This is a genomic window from Sorangium sp. So ce1014 (genome assembly GCF_051521505.1).
Classification (GTDB): domain Bacteria; phylum Myxococcota_A; class Polyangia; order Polyangiales; family Polyangiaceae; genus Sorangium.
The window spans coordinates 420464-442222 of record NZ_CP150356.1 but is presented as its reverse complement, the minus strand read 5'-3'; the positions used below and the strand labels follow the sequence as shown (position 1 = coordinate 442222).

The window sequence follows — 21759 nt, the reverse complement described above, 5'->3', positions numbered from 1 at the left end:
CCCCCGCATACGTGCTCACGCCCTCTTTCGCCTCGCAAAAACAGCTAGCGAGGCACCACGATTGCCTTGCCGAACCGCTCGCAAAATCTCACGCTCTCCCCCGGATCGATGCGCAGCAGATTTGACGCCTTCGGCAAAAACGTCCTGAGCGATACCCTCGCGCGCGCCGGCGCCGCCGACACCGCGGTCCAGGTCATCGCAGCTCCCTAGACCATGGATGTCTGGTACGTGCCCGATCCCGACCGCGCCACCTCGCGCGCCGAGCTGGGCCTGCTCGGTGAGCTCGCGGCAGAGCCCTGCCTGTTCGAGCTCTTCCACGACACCCCCGGCCCGGCCGAGCTCCGCGGCTGCGTCCGCAAGCAGCTCCACTGGCACCACGAGCTCGAGCGCCGCGCCGGCGCCGAGGTGCCCTTCCCGCGGCTGTGCCTCCTCAGCAGCGGCCGGCCCGCGACCGTGCTCGACGCGTTCCGCTTCGAGCCGGTGCCCGGCCGCCCCGGCCTCTACCGCGCCGCGCCGGGGTGGCAGATCGACCTCGTGGTCATCTCCGAGCTCCCGCGCACACGCGATACGCTGGTCCTGCGCCTGCTCGGCGCGCGCACCGTGCTCCGCGACGCCATCCGCGAGCTCACCGCCCTGCCCGAAGACGCCTGGGAGAGGAGCATCGCCCTGCCCTGGCTGGTACGCTTGAGCTTCGAGACCCAGGCCGATCCCTCGGCGCGTGCGGCGGAAGACGCGGAAGAGGAGGAGATCGTGACCGAAGCTCAGCAGTGGTTCGAGCAGCTCAAGCAGTCGCTCCGCGACGAAGCCCGCAAGGAAGCCCTGCAGGAGGGCATCAAGGAAGGCCTCAAGGAAGGACAGATCCGAGCCGTGGCGGAGATGTTCCAGAAGAAGCTCGGCCGGCCGCTCGCCGAGGCCGAGCACCCTGTGCTGACCGCTCGGTTCGAACGCCTCGGCCTCTCTCGCCTGGACGATGTCCGGTTGGAGCTGTCCGCGGACGCCCTCGCCGCATGGCTCGCGGATCCGGAGGCGAGCTGAAGATATCTCGCTCGCCTCCGGCTCATCTCTGCCTGCGGCTCCGCCTTCCTCTCGACACGGGGCCGTCCGCTGCCGTCCGACGGACCAGGGCAACGACCGCTCCCACACTCCCCTCCCTTCCACCCCCACGCGCGCCTTGATCGGCCGGAACTCCTCCATCCGATCCAGCGCCAGCGCCGACCGGTCAAAGCGCGGCTGGTGATAGAACCCGAGCAGCGGATCCAGCCCGACCGCGCCCAGCGTCGTCGCGAGCTCCTTCGCGAGCAGCGCGTACGCAAACGACAGCAGCGCGTTCACCGGATCCCGCGGCGGTCGGCGATTGCGCCCCTCCAGATCGAACTCGCCCTACCCTGGCTGGTACGCTTGCGCTTCGAGACCCACGCCGAGCCCTCGGCGCACACCGCGGAAGACGCGGCAGAGAAGAAATGATAATTTTGAACGGCCACCGCAAGTCCGCGCGGGTTCCCTTCTCTCCGGTCTCCAGCGGCGCGGAGAGCAAGCCGCAGGACGGGCGCGGCAGCATCCGCAGATCCCACTGCACAGCAGGGCGGCCGCTCAGCGGGGGTGACCCCATGGCGCTGCCGCGGTATGCTCGTACCGTCATGCCGAGCACAGGGTATACCGCACTCGTCGATGGCCCCCGGGTGGACATCCTGCGGGACGGAGTCGTCGTGGCGACCGGGCGATGGACCGGTCAGCGGATCGAGCAAAGCGCGGCCTGCCTCGTCCAGGGAGACATCGCGGATCTGGACGAAGCGCTCGCTGCCTCGGACGCGATCTACGCGGAGCTGGAGGAACGGCTGGCCGCCGAAGAGGCCGCCGCGCTGGCCGCTCCCGCATACGACGAGGAGGGCGTCGACCTGACCCTGATCGACTGGGTACTCGACATGACGCCGAGGGAAAGGCTTGAGATGATCGAGTCGTACGCGGGTGTCCCGTTCGGTCGTATCCTCGATGTCCTCGAGGACCACGAGGTCGAGTTCATCGTCATCGGCGGCGTGGCCGCAAGCCTGCAAGGCGCAGACTGGAACACGAAGGACCTCGACATCTTGTACTCGCGCAACGCCCGGAACATCCGCCGGCTGCTGGACGCGCTGTTCGTCCTCGAGGCCCGCTTCCGCGATCTCACAGGCCGCCGCATCGTTCCCGCGGAGTCGCACCTCCTGACGCATGGCCCCAAGCTCTTGCTCACGAAATTCGGTCCGCTGGACCTCCTCGGGACGCTGAGCATGCACGATGATGACGAGACCAGTTACGAGGCGCTCCTCGACCAGACGATCACGCTGGAGACACCGCGGCATTCGATTCGCGTCCTCTCCCTCGACGGACTGATCGAGGTCAAAAAAAAGGCCGCTCGTCCTCAGGACCTCCGGACGCTGCCGATCCTGCGCGCAGCGCTCGAGCGCTCAAAACAGCGAGGATGAGCCGGCGCCGGCACCGATATCTCGCTTCCCCTGCCCTCGCTCTTCTGCGAAGCTCTTCTGGCCGACAGGAGGCGCCTCCCGGCGCGCCCGGCACCCGGAACGTCCCCACCCGATGACTCCGCCGCCCTACGCCGCCTGGTTCCAGACCGTTGCCGGCTTCCGGCCCCACGACTGGCAGCGCGCGCTCGGCGAAGCGACAGACTGCGGGCACCGGCTGCTCCGCATCCCGACCGGCTTCGGCAAGACAGCCGGCGTCGCGCTGCCCTGGCTCTACCATCGCGCGCTCCGCGGAGATCTCGGCTGGCCCACGCGCCTCGTCTTCTGCTTCCCGATGCGCACGCTCGTCGAGCAGACCGAGGCCGCCATCGCGGCCTGGCTCGAGCGCTCGGGGCTGTCCGTCGCCGTGCATGTCCTCATGGGCGGCGTCGAAGGCCAGCGCTGGGAGCTCGCTCCCGAAAAGCCGGCCATCCTGCTCGGAACACAGGACATGCTGCTCTCGCGCGCCATGAACCGCGGCTACGGCACGGGCCGCGCGCGGTGGCCCATGCCGTTCGGCCTCGTGAGCCAGGACGCGCTCTGGGTCCTCGACGAGGTCCAGCTCATGGACGTCGGGCTCGCCACGAGCGCGCAGCTCGCCGCCTTCCGCGACCACGATGCGACCGCGCGACGGAGGCTGCGGCCCACCCATGCATGGTGGATGAGCGCCACGCTCCAGCCCGGGTGGCTCGAGACCGTCGACTTCGGAGGACAGGTCGCCGCCCTCGACGCACAGGCCGTGCGCATCCCCGAGGCGGAGCGCCAAGGAGGGCTGTGGGAGGTGAGCAAGTCGCTCGAGCTTGGCGACGCCGCCGCCGAGGCCGACGTCGCCAAGCTCGCGCTGGAGATGCACCGGCCAGGCACGCTGTCGCTCGTCGTCGTCAACCAGGTCCAGCGCGCCATCGACCTCTTCCAGGCGCTCGACGAGCGATGTCACGAGCGCAAAGGAAAGACGCGTGTCCGGAGGGCCGGCGCGCCGGAGCTCAAGCTCGTGCACAGCCGCTTCCGCGGCGCCGAGCGGGCGCGGTGGAGCCGCGACTTCCTGAGCCGCGCCGCGAGCCGCCCCGAGGCGCTTCCCGGCGAAGGGCGCATCCTCGTGGCCACGCAGGTCGTGGAGGCGGGCGTCGATATCTCGGCGCGCCTGCTGATCACGGATCTTGCGCCCTGGTCGAGCCTCGTTCAGCGATTCGGGCGCTGCGCCCGCTACGAAGGGGAGTCCGGCGCCATCGTCGTACTCGGCAAGACGAAGACCGCCGCGCCGTATGCCGAGGCCGAGCTCGACGCCGCCGCCGAGGCCGTCGCGACGCTCGCCCGGAGCGCCGGCGACGCCTCGCCCCGCGCCGTCGACGCCTTCGAACAGGCGTGCTCCCCGGACCTGCTCGGCCGGCTCTACCGCTATGCGCCGGCCCACGTCCTGCGCCGCCGCGACGTCGACGATCTGTTCGACACGACACCCGATCTCACCGGCAGCGATCTCGACGTAGGACGCTACATCCGGAGCGGGGAGGACCGCGACGTCCGCGTCTTCTGGAGGCCTGTCGAGCCGGCGAGCAAGACCTTGTCCCGCGAGCACGTCGACCGGGTGGACCGCGCCGAGCTCTGCACCGTCCCGGTCCGCGATCTGCGCGACTTCGTGCGCGCCGATCGCGGCGGACGCCCGGTGTTCGCGCTCGACTACGTGCTCGGCGCCTACCGCAGGGTCGAGGACGTCGATCGCATCCCGTCGGGGAGCACGCTGCTCCTGCCCTCGTCCGCGGGAGGGTACAGCGCGGATCTCGGCTGGAACCCGAAGGCGAGCGCCGAGGTCGTGCCCGTGGCCCGCCCGGCGGAGCCGGCCGACAGCGCGGCGCTGCGGCTCGATCGGAGCGCCGAGGCCGCGGAGGACGACAGCCTCTCGCAGGCGGCATGGCAGAGCATCGCCACGCACGGCCGGGAGACAGCCGGAAAGCTGCGCGACATCGCGACGGCGCTCCGGTTGCCGGAGCGGCTCGTGGAGCTCCTGGATCTCGCGGCGCGGTGGCACGACGCGGGCAAGGCACACGCGGTGTTCCAGGGCGCCATCGGGCAGGACGCGCGCGCGAAGGCCGGCGAGATCGGCCAGCGACGAGACCTCGCCAAGGCGCCTGACGAGGCGTGGACCGGGAAAGGCTACCCGACCCGGCCGGGCTTCCGGCACGAGCTCGCGAGCGTCCTCGCCCTGTTCTCGCTGCTCCGCCGCGCGAACCCGCGGCACGCCGCGCTGCTCGGAGGCTGCGCGGAGCTCCTCGCCGTGCTGGGCGAGCCCCCCTCGGCGACTCCGCCGGAGGACTCGATCGACGCGGACCACCCGCTCGCGCGCGAGCTCGCCAGTCTTTCGGAGGAAGAGCTCAACCTCGTCGCCTTCCTCGTCTGCGCGCACCACGGCAAGGTGCGCACGGCCTGGACGAGCACGCCGCTCGATCAGAGGGCGGGCCACGGCGGCATCCATGGCGTGTGCGAGGACGACGCGCTCGGTCCGTTCGAGCTCCCCGCCACGGAAGGCGACGCTCCGGTGCCGTCGCTCACGCTGTCCCTCGAGCCCGCCGCGCTCGGCGTCGGCGCGCGGTTCGGCGCCTCCTGGGGCGAGCGCGTCGCGGGCCTGCTCGAGGCGTGGGGTCCATTCACGCTGGCCTACCTGGAGGCGCTGCTCCGCTCCGCCGACGTGCGCGCCTCGATGGCGGCGACCTCATGAGCCTGCACCTGCACCACCTCGCCGGCTGCACGCCCGAGCCGATCGCCGGCTACCTCAAGGCGCTCGGCGTCCACCGCGCCGTCGCCCACCAGGCGGATCGCGGGGCGCGGACCCGCTGGAACAGCGGGCGGTTCGAGCTCGTCACATCGCTCGATCGCGATGGCCTGACGCGCTTCTTCCTGGAGGCGTACGCCCCTTCGCCGATCATCGCGCCGTGGAACGGCGGCAGCGGCTTCTACCCGAAGGACACGAAGGACGGCATCGAGCCGCTCTCGTCCTCGCCGGCGGACCGCTTCGCCGCCTACCGCGAGGCCATCGCCGCGGGGCGCGCGATCGTGGCTGCGCGAGCCGAGAGCCCGAAGGGCGAGGAGAAGCTCGAGATGATCCGCGCCTGCCGGCGTGCGTGGCCCGAGGCCATGCTCGCGTGGCTCGACGCCGCGGTGGTCCTGGCCGGCGACGTCGCGAGGTATCCCGCGCTGCTCGGCACGGGTGGCAACGACGGGCGGCTCGACTTCACAAACAACCGCATGCAGCGCGTGGTCGAGCTGATCGATCCAGCGACCGGCGACCCGCGCCCTGCTGCGCGCCCGCTGCTCGCGGCCGCGCTCTTCGGCGAGCCGGCGCCGGGGCTCGAACGGCGCGCCGTCGGTCAATTCCTGCCGGGGAACGCCGGCGGACCGAACCAGGCATCGGGCTACATGGGCGAGTCGCTCGTGAACCCGTGGGACTTCGTCCTGTTGCTCGAAGGGGCGCTGCTCCTGCCCGTCGCGGCGGTGCGGCGGCTCGAGAGCTCCGGCCTCGTGCAGGCGGCCGCGCCGTTCGCGGTGCGCGCGCGGGCCGGCGGCTACGCCAGCGCGTGCGCCGTCGACGAGGGCAACCAGCGCGGCGAGCAGTGGATGCCGCTCTGGGACGGCGCGGCGACGCTCGCCGAGGTGCGCGCCCTCTTCGCCGAGGGGCGGCTCGTCGCCAGCGCGAACAAGCGGCAGGCGGGGCACGCCATCGACGCGGCGCGCGCGGTCTCCGGCCTGGGCGTCGCCCGCGGGGTCCGCGAGTTCGTCCGGTTCGGCTACATCGAGCGCAACGGGCAGGCGAACCTCGCGGTGCCGCTCGGCCGCTGGACGGTCGAGGCGGGCGATCGCGCCGGAGCGCCGGAGCGGTCGCGCCTGCTCGACGAGATCGACCCCTGGGTCGAGGGCCTGCGCAGCGTAAGTCAAGGCGACGGCGCGCCCGCGGCGCTCGGCCGCGCGCTCCGGCGCGTCGAGGCGGCGATGCTCGCGGTGTGCCGCGACGTGTCCCCGGAGCGCTGGCAAAGGCTGCTCCTCGGGCTGGCCGAGGCGGAGAGCGCGCTCGTCTCCCGGCCGAAGGTCGCGGCGGCAGCGCCCTGGCTCGGGCCGATTCCACCGCTGTCGCCGGCGTGGTGGCGAGCGGCCGACGACGGCTCGGCCGAGCTGCGCATCGCTGCCGCCATCGCATCGCAGACAGGCCCGGTAGGGCGCGCCGGCGCGAACGAGATCGGTCCGATCCGCGCGCACTGCCTCCCGCTGGACCCGCGCTCTGGCTTCCGCCGTCTCGCCTACGGTGCCGAGGGCCTCATGCGCGACCCACGCGTCGTATGGACCGGTCGCGACCTCGCCGACGATCTCGCGGCCGTGGCGCAGCGCCGCATCATCGAGGCTCCGCTCCACGGGGCGCATGCCTTCCCCCTGCGCGGCCGCGCGTACGCGTCCCTGGATGACGTCGCGCTCTTCCTGGACGGCGCGCTGGACGAGGCGCGCATCTCCGGTCTGTCGCGCGCCTTCATGGCGGTCGAGTGGAAGGGGACGCCGCGTCCATCGCGCGCGCCTCGCGCCGAGCGCCCGTCGGCGCTGCACGCGCTCTTCCGGCTCGCCTATACGCCCGACGCGGTGAACCCCTCGCCTGCAGCCGGCCGCAGCGGCGCGGAGAGCGACCTGTCCCCGATCGAGCCGCGCCTCGATCCGGCGCCGCTGCGCTTGCTCGTCGCAGGCCGCCTGCACGACGCGGGAGCCGCTGCGGTGCGGACGCTGACCGCAGCGGGCGCCCGCCCGAAGCTGCGCCTCGTTGCGGGCTCCCCCGAGCTCGCGCGGCGTCTCGCCGCGGCGCTCGCCATCCCGGTTGCGCCCGACGATCTCGTGAAGCTCCTTGGTCTGGTCTGCAAGCCGGCCGGTCCCACGGTCAAGGACGCGCCGTCCACGCCGCCGCCCGCGACGCCTACGATGTCGGAGTGATCATGCCCATCGATCTCAACGCCCTGCTCCCCGATCGTGCCCCGTACCCCTCTCGCCTGCTGCTCGAGCAGGAGCTGCGACCCGTGCAAGGGGTTCGCTTCCAGCCGACCGGCTTCCCGGATCTGGGCGCGAGCGTCTTCGAAGATCCTCTCAGCGGCGGGCAACGGTTGCTCGTCGAGAGCGCGCAGAGCATGGCCAACCGGCTCGAAGCGGTGTGCTGGGATCGGGCTGCGCAGGATCTGGTCCCGGAGCTCAAGGGGCTCTCGTATGTGCGCGTGCTCCGGTCGGACAAGAACTATCTCACGAGCTCGATCACGGAGGCGCACCGCCTCAATTCGCCTTACATCCTGGAGAGCAAGGACAGGTCGTTCTTCAACCAGCTGAAGGACGAGACCGCGGCCCTCGCGGAGGGTCCGATCGATCGCAGGAAGCTCGCGGCCATCGTGTTTCGCTACGACGCGAACACGTTGCTTCACGGCCTCTTCCTTGCGAAGCCCGACCTCGTCGGCGGACGATTGCGCATCGAGCGCGCGCTGTCCTCGTTCATCGAGGCCGAGGACGTGCGCGTGGCCGCTTCAGGTGGCGTGAAGAACGATGCGGTCAACCCGAGCGGCGATACGGGCAAAGGATTCGGCAACGTGCCGTTCCACCGCGACGAGTACACCGCGAAGCGCATCGTGGCGTTCTTCAGCCTCGATCTGCACCAGCTCCGCGGCTACGGCCTTGGCGCGGCGGCGGAACGGCTGCTCACGCTGCTCGCGCTCTACAAGGTCGCGGCGCTGCTGGAAGGCGACCTGCGCCTGCGCACCGCGTGCGATCTCGCGCCCCAGGGGCCGCCGCGCGTGGTTCGCCCCGAATCGTTCGTCGTGCCGCCCGCGGCCGCGCTGCGGGCGGAGCTGCCTTCGGCGATCGCGGCATGCAAGGATCTGTTCGCGGGGGCCGGCGCTCCGACGACCGTCACGTTCTCTTCCTGATGCTGCGGCTAGCAATTCGGTTCCTGGCCGGCTCGTACCACGCGACTCCCTGGGGCCGGCACGTCAACGAGGGAGACATCGAGTGGCCGCCGAGCCCGTGGCGCCTCTGCCGTGCGCTCCTCGCGACCGGCTTCGCCCGGCTCGGCTGGACGGCGGTGCCGCCGGAAGCGCGGTCACTGATAGAGCGGCTTGCAGCGTCGCCGCCCGTCTATCATCTGCCGGCGGCATCGACGGGCCACACGCGCCACTACATGCCCGTCAACAAGGGCGCCACGGCGAAGGTGCTCGACGCGTTCGCGTTCGTCGGACGCGACGACGGCGCGGTGCTCGGCGTGACCTGGGAGGTGGAGCCCTCGCCGGCGGAGCGATCGCTCTTTGCGGTGCTCGCGGAGCGTTTGAGTTACCTGGGACGGGCGGAGTCCTGGGTGGCTGCCGAGGTCACGGAAACCCTGCCTGGCGGGCTGTCTCCGTGCCATGCATCGGAGTGCGCCCCGGGGCCGGAGTACGAGCGCGTTGCGCTGCTCGCGCCGCTCGATGCCACGGCGTACGCGGCGTTTCGCAGAGAGCGCGTGGGCGCGACGAGCATGGCAGCGCAGGACGAGCCGGCGCGCCGGGGCGCGAAGGTGCCGAAGAAGAACGCGGCTTCGAAGGAGGCCGCGAAGCTCGACGCGCTCTATCCGGCGGACATCCTCGCAGCGCTCCTCAAGGACACCAGCGAGCTCCAGCGTGACGGGTGGAGTCAGCCGCCCGGCAGCCGGTGGCTGTCGTACTGGCGCGAACGCGACGCGCTCGGGAAGGCGCCAGCACGAGCGACGCGCGCTGCTCACCGACATGCACCGCGGGACGACACAGCGCTCCTCGCTCTCGCGTCCGACACCGCGAGGGGGGAGGTCCTGCCGTGCCTCGAGGACGGCCTGCTCCGCATGGAGGCGCTGCACGCGAAGCTCGTCAGCCAGTCGGACCGTCACGACGGGCTCGGCCCCTCGCCTTGCCTGAGCGGCAAGGACGAACGCAGAGAGCGCCTCAAAGGCCACGCACACGCCTGGCTCTTGCCGGCGTCGCTGGATCGCGAGGGTTACATCGATCACGTGCTCGTGCATGCGGCAATGACGCTCGACGGACGTGCGCATGAGGCTCTCTCCAAGCTGCGGCAATTTCACGCGAAAGACGTGAACACGTTCCTCACGCTGGTAGGGGTCGGCACACGGGAGGACTTCGAGCAGGCGGTGCCGTATGTCAGGGCGGCGAGGGTATGGAAGAGCGTGCTGCCTTTCGTACCTCCACGGCACCTCAAGCGGCAGGGAGCGAACTCGCTCGAAGGCCAGGTCCAGGCGGAGCTCGCATCCCGCAACCTGCCGCCCGCCAAGCGGATCGAGGTGGAGCTCGACGGGGGCGATTACCGCGCCGCGAGCGAGTTCTGGGAGCTATGGCAGCGCCGTCATCCCGGTGAGGTTCGCATCGCAGCGCCCGAGGGGGGCGCACCACTGCCGGAAGAGCGCCTCGCGACGCGCTGGCGCCACTTCCGCAACGCGCGCCTGCTCAAGCCCGAGCAGCGCCCTCCCGTCGCGACGAACCTCGGCCTGCGCCTCACCTTCGCCGAGCCCGTCCGTGGCCCGATCGCCCTCGGCTACGCCTCGCACTTCGGCCTCGGCACGATGACCCCGGCGCCCTGATCCGCGGCCTCGGATCTTCTCCAGCCCCCTTCATCCCCTCCCCCCTCCGCCGTATCCTCCTCGCTGGAGGCCCCATGCCGACCGCGACGAGACCCCAGAACGCCACGCTCACCGGCGCGCTCCCGCTCGACCGCCCCACGGCGGAGCGGCCGCACCGGCTCTACGTGGCCACCTCGAACCACTGCAACCGCGCGTGCCCTTGGTGCTGCACCTGCTCGTCGCCCCGGGGCCGGACCTTCCTCGCCCTCGACCGCTACAAGGCGAGCTTCCCGGCCGAGGGCCCCTTCGAGGTGCAGCTCGAGGGCGGCGAGCCCACCATCCACCCGCACTTCGACGAGATGGTGCGGCTCGCCCGCGCCGAGCCCCGCTGCGCGCGCGTCGTCGTCGTGACCAACGGCGTCGAGATCCCGCGGGACCCGGCCGGGCTCGACGCCTGGCTCCAGAAGCTCGGCGAGCCGGCCACGATCAAGCTCTCGATCAACCACCACCTCCTCGAGCACGACAGCGATCTCCTCGCCCTCGCGCGCGCCCTGCTCGAGCGGCTCTCCGCGCTCGGCGGCGACCGCCAGCTCGTCCTGAACGTCCGGCTCCGGAAAGACGAGGCCGACGGCGACGCGTGGGTCACGCAGGCGGTGCGCGACGCAGGGCTCATCGAGCTCGCCAACGTGTTCCACCTGCAACGCTACGGCTTCGCCCAGAAGCGCGAGGACTGGGACGAGCCCTTCCTCGTCGGCACCCATTTCACGATGCTCAACCCGGACGGCCGCGCCTTCGGCCCCGACCTCGTGGCGCGCTCCGACGCCATGCGAGACCTGCCGTGAGCGCGCGCCCCTTCCACGAGGAATGGCGCCGCCTGAAGAGCCGCGCCTTCGATCTGACAGGCAACAGCACCGCCGGCGAGACGGTGCGCTTCGACCTGTGGGGACAGCCGGTCGAGATCTACCGCAATGCGAACTTCTCCATCTACAGCCGCCAGCCCTGCAATGCGAAATGCCACTTCTGCGTCGAGGAACTCAGGCCGGCATCGCGCGGGCGGAGCCTGTCGATGCAGAAGACCGTCGAGGACGACGACGAACGCTATTTCGACGCCATGGCCGAGTCCCTTGTCGCGCTCCAGCCGCTCGATCCGACGGTATCCATCACCGGCGGCGAGCCGAGCCACGATCCGCGGCTGCCCCGCATCCTCGCCCTCGGGCAGGCCCGCCGAGGGCGCAAGCGGACGCTCACCACGAACGGGTCGGGGCTGCTGCAGCGGCGCGAGGGAAAGCGGGTGATCGACTGGATCGTCGAGACAGGCGTCCAGCACCTCAACATCAGCCGCGCCCACCCGGATCACGACAGGAACGCAAAGCTGATGGTGATGAAGGACGGCCTGAGCGTCGACGAGCTGCGCCAGGTCGTGGAGACGGCAGCGGCGGGCGGCACCCGGGTGCGCCTCTCCTGCGTGCTCCTGCAGGGGCAGATCGACTCGGTCGAGCCCATCGTGGCCTATCTGCGGTTCGCCCGGTCGCTCGGCGTCGACAACGTGATCTTCCGCCAGCTGATGAAGACCGACAAGGCCGCGGTGGTCGAGAACCACGTCGTGAAATACAGCGATCGCTCCCGCGTGCGGCTCGAGCCGCTCCTCGACGCGCTCAGCGCCGACCCGCGGTTCTCGTTCGAGCGGCAGATCGTGGGCTATTACTACTATGTCGAGGTGTTCCGCTTCGAGGACATCGATGTGGTCTTCGAGGAGGCCGACCTCGCCCAGCTCGAGGAGACGAAGCGCTCGGGCCCAGGCATCGTCCACGAGCTCATCTTCCACCCGAACGGGAGGCTCGCTTCCACCTGGCAGCCGTGGGACGGCATCCTGGGCCCACCCCCGGCGGCGCGTGCCTCGCTCGACGCCTCATGACGCCTCCGGTCATCCCCCTGCCCTACATCGGCCGGAACCTGCTCTTTCTCGAGGAGGTGCTGGACGAGCTCGACGGGCGCGGCATCACGGGCCCTCTGCTGTTCCGCGCGAGCGAGACCGACAAGCTGGCTCGCCTCCTCGAGCACGGCACCGACCGCGCCGGATACCCCGGAGAGAGGCCGTGGACCGACGGCCCGGATCAGGGGCGGCCGATACGGCACGAGGACGTGATCTTCGGGACCACCGCCGACGAGATCCGGTCGGGAGAGCGGGAGCCCGAGCGGTCCACGTCGCTCAAGAAATTCGCCGTGATCCAGCGGCCCCTGTTCGTCGCGCACGACGCCCGCTGCTTCGTCAAGCTGTGCGACCGGCAATACGAATACAGCGATCCAGCGCAGAAGCAGGCGGCGCTCCTCGCGCTGTTCCCGGTGACGCGAGTCGACCCGATCCAGGGCTGGTTCTTCGAGGAAGACGGCCTGGCGTACCGAGCGCTCGTGCGCTCGATCCGGGGTGGCGCGATGGTCGAGGTGGGCTCCTGGAAGGGGCTCTCCACGGCCTACGTCGGGCGGCTCGCGGCGAGGAACGGCGTCGCGCTCCACTGCGTCGACACGTGGGAAGGCTCCAGCGACGCGTACGACGGGCGGTATCGCGCCCTGCTGGCCGCGGAGGACGTGCCGGGCGCGTTCCAGGCGAACATGGAGGCGCTCGGGCTCCGGCCCAGCGTCCTGCGGATGCCGTCCACGGACGCGGCGGCGCGCTTCGCCGACGCGAGCCTGGATCTCGTGTTTCTCGACGGCTCGCACGACCGCGCGGCCGTGCTCGCCGATCTCGAGGCCTGGTGGCCCAAGCTGAGACCGGGCGCCGTCCTGGCCGGCCACGATCACAACGACAAGCACGCAGGGGTCATGGACGCCGTGGCTCACTTCATGTCCCTGGCCGGACGACCGGCCGAGCGCGGCGCCGGCTCGGTGTGGTGGGCGCGGCGATGAGATGATGGTGGATGATGGCGACGAACAAGCGCCTCTTCGTGGCGACGGGAGCCTACGCGTGCGGCAAGACCACGACGCTCCGGCATCTCGCGTCCACGCGGGGCCACGGCGTGCACGGTGAGGCGCACCGGCGCGTGCTCGACGAGCTCGGCGCGCGCACCCACGGCCATCCGCCGGACGAGCCGTTTCGGCCGATCGACGCGCCGGACCACTTCTGTCCCATGTGCCGAAAGCGGGAGTTCGCCGCGCGGGTGCTGGAGACCCAGAAGACGATCGAGGCGGAGGCGCGGGATGGCGACTGGCTGGAACGCGGGGCGCTCGATCCGGTCGAGTACTACCTGCGCACGAGCGGAGAGGCCGAGTATCCGTGGCCGCCCGGCGAGCCCGCGTTCGAGCGGTATGCGCTTGTGTTCCTGTTCGCCGTGATGCCCGAGCTGCAGACGCCGCGCTGGGGCAGGAGCAGAGAGGCGCGCGCCGCCGAGGCGGAGCGGATCAACCAGCGGCTCGGCGCGCTCTACCGCGCGGCCGGCTTCGAGGTGGTCGAGGTCGGCCCCGGCACCGTGGAAGAGCGGGCGGAGCTCCTGGCTCGGGAGGCGCGTGCTACCTTGCGTGAGAGCCCATGGTAGCCGCCGCCCACATGCCGTCTCGGTCCTCGATCGCGCCCGCGGGTGAGCAGCGGTTCGTGATTTACGGGGTCCCCTGGCAGACCTACGTGAGGCTGCGGGACGAGCTGGACACTCCGGGCCTGCGAATGACCTTCTGCGAGGGAACGCTGGAGCTCATGCGCCCCTCCATCGATCACGAAGCAACGAAGAAGAGCATCGCCCGCCTGATCGAGATCTTCGCGCTGGAGCGCGATGTGCCCCTCCACGGCTACGGCTCGACCACGTTCCGTCGCGAGGCCAAGGCACGCGGCCTCGAGCCCGACGAGTGCTATTGTGTCGGCGAGCCGCTCAAGGAGTTCCCCGACATTGCGATCGAGGTGGTGCTGACGAGCGGTGGGCTCGACAAGCTGTCTGTCTACAGCGGTCTCGGCGTCCGTGAGGTCTGGTTCTGGGAGCGCGACGCATTCCAGCTCCATGCATTGCGCGGCGAGGCGTACGAGGCCATCGCGACAAGCGAGCTCCTTCCGGATCTGGATCTCGCCGCGCTCGCGCGCTTCGTGCGCTGGCCGGATCAGCACGCGGCGGTCAAGGCGTTCCGCAGCTGGCTGCGGGACGGCGGCTGAGCTCGCTCGCGCGGCGGCGCGGGGCGCTCAGCCCTCGGCGAAGTCCTGAGAGAGCCGCACGTCCTTGAGCTCCGCGCCGAGCAGCTCGATCGCGGCCGTGACGAGCGGGTGGTCGGCCACGGCGCGCCGGGCGGCCTCGACCCGCGCCTTGCGCTCGGCGGTCTCGACCTGCGCGAGCGAGGGGCCGGCGCTGCCGCGGGTGATCGTCTCGAAGACAAGCTCGGCGGGGCCGCCGAAATGGGCGCGCAGGACCCGGGCGAGCAGCTCGCGGGCCGCGGGCTCGGTGGCCTGGCCGGACAGGAACGAGTTCGCCTCGTAGCCGAGGACGACGCGGGTCGGCTGGAGCTCCAGCACGGCCGCGTGCTCGAGCACCGAGGCGAGCGCCGGCCGCAGCGCCCGGACCCCGGTGATCACCGCGCGCCAGGTGGCGAGATCGCCGGCGCTCATCGCGGGCGGCGGCGCGCTCGACCGCGGCGCCGGGGCCTGCGCCGCCGGCGGCGGCGCGCTCGACCGCGGCGCCGGGGCCTGCGCCGCGGGGGGCGGCGCGCTCTGCGGAACGGAGTACAGGGCGCCGCGCGGCGAGGGAGGCGGCGCGCTGTCGGGGCGGTACGCGGGCGCGGCTGCGCCGTTCGCGTAGGCCGTGGCCTTCGCGAAGGCCGGCCCGGCGCCGCCGCCCGCGAAGCTGGCCGCCGCGCCATGCACGCCCGGCGCGCCGTTCGCGAGGGCCACGACGTTCGCCGACGACGTGCCGTTCGCCACCACGCCGCCCGTCGCCCTCGCCATCCCCCCGGTGTACGGCGCGCCGTGCGCCGCTGCGCCGTTCGCCCTCGGCGCGCCGTGCGCCGCCGCGCCGTACGAAGCCGCCGCGCCGTTCACCGCCGCGCCGTACGAAGCCGCCGCGCCGTTCACCGCCGCGCCGTACGAAGCCGCCGCGCCGTTCACCGCCGCGCCGTTTGCGTTTGCCCCGGCCGCGCCGCTCCCCGCGCGCGCCGCCCCCGGGACCGCGCCGCCCTCTGCCGCGACGTCCGAGGCGCGCCCATCCGCCCGCGCCTCGTCGGGCGCTGCCTCGGACGGCGCCGCGCCGCGCCGGGGCGCAGCCGCTCCGCCGGACGGCGCGCCGGGCCGCTGCGGCGCGCGCTCCGGCGCACCACCACCGCCGCCTCCGCCGCCTCCGCCGCCGTTCAGGCGCCGCTCGAGATCGCCGAGGCGGCGCAGCAGCTCGTCGATCGGCAGGAGCGGCGGCCGCCTGGCGAGCCGGACGAGCGCCATCTCGAGCGAGGCCCGCGGCTGGCCGCTCCGGACGATGTCGTCGAACGAGCGCGAGAAACCCTGGTGCAGCCGCGTGAGATCGTCCGCGTCCGCGCGCGCCGCGAGCGCCCGCGCGTCGGCGACCTCCTCGTCGGCGAGATCGAGCAGCGGCGCCGGATCCTCGCAGACCTTCGCCACCACGAGATCGCGCAGGTGCGCGAGGAAGTCGCGGGCCACGTGCGGCAGGTCGTACCCCTGCTGCGCGAGCTCTCCCACGATGCGCACGCACGCCGCAGGATCGCCGTCCACGAGCGCCTCCGCCAGCCGGTGCAGCACCACGCGGTCGGCGACGCCGAGCACCTTCGCCACGCCCTCGGCCGTGATGCGATCGCCGCTCGTCCCCACCCACGCGATCACCTGATCGAGCAGGCTCATCGCGTCGCGCATGCTCCCCGCAGCCTCCCGCGCGAGCGCGCTGAGCGCCGGATCGTCGGCGGGGATCTTCTCCTGCTCGAGCACCCAGCGGAGCCGCGCCGCGATCGCCTGCGCCCCGATGAGCTTGAAATCGTAGCGCTGGCACCGGCTCAGGATCGTGACCGGGACCTTGTGCACCTCCGTCGTCGCGAAGATGAACTTCACGTGCGGCGGCGGCTCCTCCAGCGTCTTCAGGAACGCGTTCCACGCCGCGTTCGAGAGCATGTGGACCTCGTCCACGATGAAGATCTTGAACCGGTCGCGCGCCGGCCGGTACGGCAGGCTCTCCTGGAGCTTCCGCACCTCGTCGACGCCGTTGTAGCTCGCGCCGTCGATCTCCTGGACGTCGACGTCCGCGCCGACGGTGATCTCGGCGCACTGCGGGCACGTCTGGCACGGCTTCGCGGTGGGGCCGTGCACGCAGTTCAGCGCCTTGGCGAGGATGCGCGCGCTCGTCGTCTTGCCGACCCCGCGGACGCCCGTGAAGAGGAAGGCGTGCGCGACACGATCCCGCGCGATGGCGTTGCCGAGCGTCGTCGATACGTGCTCCTGGCCGACGAGATCCTCGAAGGACTGCGGGCGCCATTTCCGCGCGAGGACGACGTAGCTCATACGCTGCTCGACTAGCACCTTCTGGCGAGCGCGTCGCCGCAGCTGTGGCCGACACGGACGTCGCCCTGCATTCCGGTGAGTTTGCCAGAGTTGCCGCGCAAAACGCACCCTTCTCCGCCGGGACCGGGGCCGGCCTCCCTGCGCAAGGGTGCGCAACGGAGTCCCTGGAGAGGCGGAAGCGCCGCTCGACGTGAGACGCGACCGGACGGGGCCGGACAGGCCGCGCTCTCCGCATCCCCTTCCCGGTTGCGGCGCGGCGCCGTTCACGGCATAGACCGCCGTCTCATGCAATTTCGCGGCGGAATGAATGAGCTGGTTCGCCAGGCGGCGCGCATGCAGCGCAAAATCGACCAGGTGAAGGACGAGCTGAAGGAGCGCGAGGTAAGCGCGACCGCCGCCGGGGACAAGGTCACGGTCGTGGTCACCTGCGAGGGAAAGGTGCGCCGGATCGACGTCGACCCCGCGTTCCTCGCGAGCGAGGGCCTGGAGATGGCGCTCGACGCCATCGTGGCCGCGTCCAACTCGGCGCTCGAGACGGCCGACAAGCTCGTCGAGAGCGAGATCGCCAAGGTGACCGGCGGCGTCAAGCTCCCCGGCATGCACACTTGATTGCGTTGCGTCCCCCGGCCTCGCTCCCCGGCTCCTCGAAGCTCCCGAACGGCGGCCCCGCCGGCTTTCGCAGCGCGCCTGGCGGCCTGCCCGGCCGGCTGTCGCGCGTCGCCCAGCTGCTCGCGCGCCTGCCGGGCGTCGGCGAGAAGACGGCGCAGCGCTTCGCCCTCTTCCTCGTGACCGCCGGCGACGGCACCGCGCGCGACCTGGGCGGCGAGCTCGCGGAGCTCTGCGACCACATCGGGCCGTGCGTCCGGTGCGGCCACATCGCCGAGATCGACGACAGCGGCGGGGCGCTCTGCGCCATCTGCCAGGACACGCGGCGCGACGGCGGCCTCCTCTGCGTCGTCGCGCGCGTCCAGGACCTCCTGGCGATCGAGCGGAGCGGGGCGATGCGCGGGCGCTACTTCGTGCTCGGCCGGCTCCTCTCGCCCCTCGAGGGGGTCGGCGCCGAGGAGCTGCCGCTCGAGGCGCTCCGGGCGCGCGTGCGCGACCCCGAGCAGCCGGTGCGGGAGGTGCTCGTCGCCACCCCGCCCTCCGTCGACGGGGAGGCGACAGCGCTCCTGCTCGCGCGCGAGCTCGGCGCCCTGGGGATCCAGGTCACGCGGATTGCCAGCGGCGTGCCGCACGGGGGAGATCTGGAGTTCGCCGACCAGGTGACGCTGGGGCGAGCCATCGAAGGCCGGAAGAGCTTCGGCTAGAGGGAACCGCGTAGACCGGCCCCCGACCCACGTCAGCGAGGGCCGGGCGGGCCTTCCGCACGCCGAGGCGCTCCACCATTCAGAGGTCGACATGTCCAAAACCGCAATCACATCCGATCGGGCCCCGCGCGCCATCGGGCCGTACTCGCAGGCCGTCAGGGCCGGCGATCTCGTGTTCTGCAGCGGCCAGATCCCGATCGATCCCGCGACGGGCGAGCTCGTCGCCGGGGGGATCGAGGCGCAGACGGCCCAGGTGATCAAGAACCTGAGCGAGGTGCTGTCCGCGGCCGGCGCGAGCTGGAACGACGTGGTGAAGACCACGATCTACCTGACGAACCTCGCGGATTTCGCCGTCGTCAACCAGGTATACGGGGCGGCCGTCGGCGGCGTGCTGCCCGCGCGGGCGACGGTGCAGGTGGCGGCGCTGCCCAAGGGCTCCGCCGTCGAGATCGAAGCAGTTGCCCATCTATCGCGATAATCGGGGAGCCGCGGCCGCGGTCCCCCTCTCCAAAATGTCCCCGGGAGCCTCGACATGAGCACAAAGAACGAGAGCGAGAGCACGGAGCGGACCGCCAGCGCAGTTCCCGAATCTGCGCACGAGGGCGCCCCCGATGCAGAGAGCGGAGACAAGCCGCGCGCGCGGAAGGTCGTCCGCTCGGCGAGCACGTCGAGCGCGAGCGGCGCCAAGCGAGCCGACGAGCCGTCCGAGGGCGCCTCGGCGCAGCCCGCGGGCGAGGCGCCGCGCCCCTCGGCGAAGGCCGCCGCAAAGGAGCCGCAAGGCTCGCTGCTGGACCTGATCGCGCCCCGCAAGCGCCCGGCGCTGGCGGACGCGCCGCCGCCGGCCCCGACCGAAGACGCTGCGCCGCCGCCCACCGTCGCGCCGCGCGTCGTCCGCGACTACCGCGCGCCCAGGCCCGAGCGGACCGCCGCGGCATCCGGCGCGCCGAGGCCCGACCGGGGACCCAGGCCCGACCGCGGCCCGCGACCCGACCGGGGGCCCAGGCCCGACCGCGGGCCCCGGCCCGAGCGCGGCCCCAGGGTGGAGCAGGGACCTGGCGCGGCGCAGGGAGCCGGAGGGGAGCAGGGCGCGAGGCTCGATCGCGGGCCCGGGCCTGACCGCGGACCCAGGCCCGATCGCGGGCCGAGGCCCGACCGGGGGCCGAGGCCCGACCGGGGACCGAGGCCCGACCGGGGACCGAGGCCCGATCGCGGGTTCTCGGCGCGACCGGTCGCGGAAGGCGGGCGGGCAGACAGCGGGCGCCCGCAGGGCGCGCGGCCCGGGACGCAGGGCCCGGGGGGCGCCGGGGGACGAGCGCCCGCTGCGGCGAAGCAGCAGCAGAGCGACCGGATGGTGACCGTGGTCGGCCAGGGCGCGAGCGCGACGGTCGTGACGGGCAAGGGCGCCCGGCAGCCGCAGGGCCCGGCCAGGCCGGCGCACCTCCTGTTCGCGCTGCCGGCGGCCAAGGCGACGCAGGTCGCGGCGACGGACAAGCCGGCGCTCACGGCGCGCGAGGCGCTCAGCGCGCGCACCGCCAAGGCGAAGCAGGCGACGGCGGCCGCGAAGAGCAAGGCCGACAGCGGGGCGCGCCCGGAGGGCAGCGCGGGCGCCGAGGCGGCGAAGGTCGACTTCGACGCCGAGGTGCTCGCGGCGGGCTGGGATCGGGCCATCGAGGCGCTGCGGGCGGCGGGCGACGCCGCGCCGGCGCTCGTCGACGCCTGGATCGGCGCCTCCAACGCCGAGGCGATCGCGGCGGCCGCCGAGTCGGAGGACGCCTCCGGCGCGGCGCGGAAGGCGGCGCGGCGGGCGCTCAACGTGCTGAAGTCGCGCGGGGCGGCGATCCCGACGCGGCCGCGCGTGGTGCGGCTCGCCGAGGAGCGCGCCGACGTGATCCAGGCGACGCTGATCCCGCCCGACTCGAGCGGGACCGAGGCCATCGCGATCACGAGCCGCGACACGAGCGGCCGCTACCGGATCGCGGAGGTGATCGTGCGCGAGTCGGTCGGCGTGCTGCACGCCGGCGCGGGGTGGCTCAGCGGCTCGCAGCTCAAGGAGGGCCGGGCGCGCGCGTACGACAACCTGGGCACGGCGCCCGTGCCCGTCTCGCTGGAGTGGGCCCGCCACCGGGTCGCGATCGCGAAGCGGCAGAACGCCGTGTCGGGGCAGGTCGTGCCGCTCGGGCTCGAGGGGTGTCGCGATCTCATCGAGCCCGCGCCGGAGACCGAGCCGCGCCACCCGGTGGCCGACCTCGAGGAGAGCCTGACGGACGAGCAGGTGGCGACGCTCATCGCCGGCTCCGCCTCCCTGCACGACGAGCCGGAGTTCCGGCACTGGCTGCCCGCCCGGCCGGCGCTCGACGAGCTCTTGCAGAAGGTCGGCCAGCGGCTCGGGTCCGCCGGGATGCGCGATCCCGCGCAGGTGAACACGGCGCTGCGCGAGGAGCTCGAGCTCGCGACCGACCGGTTCTTCTCGCCCGAGGTGCGCGGGCAGCTCGCGACGCGGATGCGGAGCAGCGCGGTCTCGCTGCGCGCGCGCAAGGGGGACGCGGCGGCCACCACCGCCCTCGCCGTGGCGCGCGCCATCAGGGAGGCGGGGCTGATCACCGCGCCGCCGCGCGAGATCCCGTTCCTGGCGGCGTTCTTCCAGAAGGCGCTCGGCGTGCTCGCGCAGCAGGGCGGCGGGCAGCTGCGGGTCCCGGTTCCGGCCGGCGCGGCCGGGCCCTCCTCGGGCGCCGAGGCCGCGAGCGGCGAGGAGCCTGCCGAAGGCTCGGGCGCCGAGGCCCCGAGCGGCGAGGGCTCGGGCGGCGAGGCCCAGCAGGCGGCCGGCGGGTGATCGGGCGCGCCGGCCACGCCGGCGCGTGATCGCGCGCGCCGGCCACGCCGGCGCGCTGGGAGACAAAAGCGAGAGGCGAGCCCGGAACGACCCGGCGCTCGCCTCTCGGCTTTTGTGTGGCGGAGCTACTTCACGGTGACGGTGATGTCGCCGTTCTCGGTGAAGAGCTCGAGCAGGCCGCCGTCGCCGTCGCCCATCGTGTACGACGTCGCGCTGCCCTCGCCGGCGGTCGCCCACGTCGAGGGGATGCCCTGCTCCACGACGTCGCCGTTGAGCGTCTGCGCGGTCATCGTCCCGTCCACCCCCGCCGGCACCGAGAGCTCGACGGCGCCGTTGCCGGAGCTGATCGCCCCGTCCGAGCTGCTCCACGCGTCGAGGTCGACGAAGACGCCGCCGTTGTCGGTGGCCACGTTGATCGCACCACGCGCGCCGACCACGTCGATGCTGCCGTTGTCGCTCAGGACGGTGGTGCCGCGGGACGGGGCGCCGTCGAGGTCGATCTCGACGCTGCCGTTGTCCTGCTCGACGCGGAGCCCGCCGTCGAAGCCGGCGGGCAGGACGACCTCGATGTCGGCGCCGAGGTATCCGGAGGAGCCCGCCCTGCGCTGGGTCGTGATGACGACCTCGCCCTCGGTCTTCGCGGCGAGATCGAGGTCCTCCTCGATCTCCTGCACCGCGAGCGGGTTCTCGTCCTTCTTGCGCATCGTGAACGGGGAGAAGGTGACGACGACGTCGCTCACGTTCCCCGTGCGGACCTCGACGTCACCGTTGTCGCTCACGATGCGGATGCTCTGGGTCGGGAGGTACTCGACACGCACGCTCTCGTCGGTGCCTTCGTAGCGCACGAGGGTCTCGGCGGTGACGACACACCCGGCCGCCGCTGCGGCGGACGCAGCGCTGATCAGGAAGCAGGCGATTCGAAGCGAGCGATTCATCATGGATTCCTCTCGGGCAGATTGTACGGCGGGCGAGGTTCGAGCCCCGTCCGACCGCGCAGGGAGCGTGCCAGCCCGTTTCTTGGACGCGCGCTCCGAGCAACACATCATGGATCGCAAGATTTCGACGCGGTCCGGTCG

The 21759-nt window shown here is 72.4% G+C and carries 18 protein-coding genes and 1 pseudogene; 15 read left to right on the top strand and 4 right to left on the bottom strand.

Annotation, left to right across the window (positions count from 1 at the left end; genetic code table 11):
• Positions 1-44: 44 nt before the first annotated feature.
• On the bottom strand, positions 45-197 hold the full coding sequence (locus WME75_RS01730) for a hypothetical protein (protein WP_437485745.1): 153 nt from the start codon (positions 195-197) through the stop codon (positions 45-47).
• Between the two features lie 16 nt (positions 198-213).
• Between WME75_RS01730 and WME75_RS01725 the strand changes: the two genes are divergently transcribed.
• The gene (locus WME75_RS01725) at positions 214-1035 is read left to right on the top strand and encodes a hypothetical protein (RefSeq protein WP_437485743.1); all 822 of its coding nucleotides are present in this window, start codon (positions 214-216) and stop codon (positions 1033-1035) included.
• Between the two features lie 132 nt (positions 1036-1167).
• Here the strand turns inward: WME75_RS01725 and cas1 are convergent.
• Positions 1168-1374: pseudogene (gene cas1, locus WME75_RS01720) on the bottom strand (CRISPR-associated endonuclease Cas1); the annotation flags it as partial.
• Positions 1375-1607: 233 nt separating this feature from the next.
• On the opposite strand from cas1, the gene WME75_RS01715 reads away from it, so the two are divergent.
• The 10 genes from WME75_RS01715 (at position 1608) to WME75_RS01670 (ending at position 14209) form a co-directional block, all read left to right on the top strand.
• Positions 1608-2459 carry a hypothetical protein gene (locus WME75_RS01715; protein ID WP_437485741.1) on the top strand — a complete coding sequence of 284 codons (852 nt, stop codon included), beginning with the start codon at positions 1608-1610 and terminating at the stop codon, positions 2457-2459.
• A gap of 112 nt (positions 2460-2571) precedes the next feature.
• Positions 2572-5205, top strand: coding sequence for a type I-G CRISPR-associated helicase/endonuclease Cas3g (gene cas3g / locus WME75_RS01710; protein WP_437485740.1), 2634 nt, complete (start codon positions 2572-2574; stop codon positions 5203-5205).
• Positions 5202-7451, top strand: a complete 2250-nt coding sequence (gene cas8g1, locus WME75_RS01705; RefSeq protein ID WP_437485738.1) for a type I-G CRISPR-associated protein Cas8g1/Csx17 — start codon at positions 5202-5204, stop codon at positions 7449-7451. Before cas3g ends, cas8g1 begins: the two co-directional genes overlap by 4 nt.
• A 2-nt stretch (positions 7452-7453) precedes the next feature.
• Positions 7454-8425, top strand: coding sequence for a type I-G CRISPR-associated RAMP protein Csb1/Cas7g (cas7g, locus tag WME75_RS01700; protein WP_437485736.1), 972 nt, complete (start codon positions 7454-7456; stop codon positions 8423-8425).
• Positions 8425-10098, top strand: coding sequence for a type I-G CRISPR-associated protein Csb2 (gene csb2, locus WME75_RS01695; RefSeq protein ID WP_437485734.1), 1674 nt, complete (start codon positions 8425-8427; stop codon positions 10096-10098). The genes cas7g and csb2 overlap by 1 nt, the downstream gene beginning before the upstream one ends.
• A gap of 74 nt (positions 10099-10172) precedes the next feature.
• Positions 10173-10919: a radical SAM protein gene (locus WME75_RS01690; RefSeq protein WP_437485732.1), complete on the top strand. Its 747-nt coding sequence runs from the start codon at positions 10173-10175 to the stop codon at positions 10917-10919.
• A complete protein-coding gene (locus WME75_RS01685) occupies positions 10916-11992 on the top strand; it encodes a radical SAM protein (protein WP_437485730.1) in 1077 nt (358 codons plus the stop codon). Before WME75_RS01690 ends, WME75_RS01685 begins: the two co-directional genes overlap by 4 nt.
• Positions 11989-12981, top strand: a complete 993-nt coding sequence (locus tag WME75_RS01680; RefSeq protein WP_437485728.1) for a class I SAM-dependent methyltransferase — start codon at positions 11989-11991, stop codon at positions 12979-12981. The genes WME75_RS01685 and WME75_RS01680 overlap by 4 nt, the downstream gene beginning before the upstream one ends.
• 11 nt (positions 12982-12992) lie before the next feature.
• Positions 12993-13607, top strand: coding sequence for an ATP/GTP-binding protein (locus WME75_RS01675; RefSeq protein ID WP_437485725.1), 615 nt, complete (start codon positions 12993-12995; stop codon positions 13605-13607).
• Positions 13601-14209 (top strand): Uma2 family endonuclease, encoded by a 609-nt coding sequence (locus WME75_RS01670; RefSeq protein WP_437485723.1) that lies wholly within the window; start codon positions 13601-13603, stop codon positions 14207-14209. Before WME75_RS01675 ends, WME75_RS01670 begins: the two co-directional genes overlap by 7 nt.
• Positions 14210-14236: 27 nt before the next feature.
• On the opposite strand, the gene dnaX is transcribed toward WME75_RS01670, so the two are convergent.
• The gene (gene dnaX, locus WME75_RS01665) at positions 14237-16543 is read right to left on the bottom strand and encodes a DNA polymerase III subunit gamma/tau (RefSeq protein WP_437485721.1); all 2307 of its coding nucleotides are present in this window, start codon (positions 16541-16543) and stop codon (positions 14237-14239) included.
• 285 nt (positions 16544-16828) lie between these two features.
• On the opposite strand from dnaX, the gene WME75_RS01660 reads away from it, so the two are divergent.
• From WME75_RS01660 to WME75_RS01645, 4 genes are all read left to right on the top strand, one after another.
• Positions 16829-17152: a YbaB/EbfC family nucleoid-associated protein gene (locus tag WME75_RS01660; protein WP_437485718.1), complete on the top strand. Its 324-nt coding sequence runs from the start codon at positions 16829-16831 to the stop codon at positions 17150-17152.
• Between the two features lie 5 nt (positions 17153-17157).
• Complete coding sequence (gene recR / locus WME75_RS01655) at positions 17158-17853, top strand: recombination mediator RecR (RefSeq protein ID WP_437485716.1); 696 nt, start codon at positions 17158-17160, stop codon at positions 17851-17853.
• Between the two features lie 91 nt (positions 17854-17944).
• Positions 17945-18331 (top strand): RidA family protein, encoded by a 387-nt coding sequence (locus WME75_RS01650; protein WP_436624726.1) that lies wholly within the window; start codon positions 17945-17947, stop codon positions 18329-18331.
• 54 nt (positions 18332-18385) lie between these two features.
• Positions 18386-20683 carry a hypothetical protein gene (locus tag WME75_RS01645; protein ID WP_437485714.1) on the top strand — a complete coding sequence of 766 codons (2298 nt, stop codon included), beginning with the start codon at positions 18386-18388 and terminating at the stop codon, positions 20681-20683.
• 125 nt (positions 20684-20808) lie between these two features.
• Here WME75_RS01645 and WME75_RS01640 read toward each other — a convergent pair whose 3' ends face one another.
• A complete protein-coding gene (locus WME75_RS01640; RefSeq protein WP_437485712.1) occupies positions 20809-21621 on the bottom strand; it encodes a hypothetical protein in 813 nt (270 codons plus the stop codon).
• Positions 21622-21759: the final 138 nt, after the last annotated feature.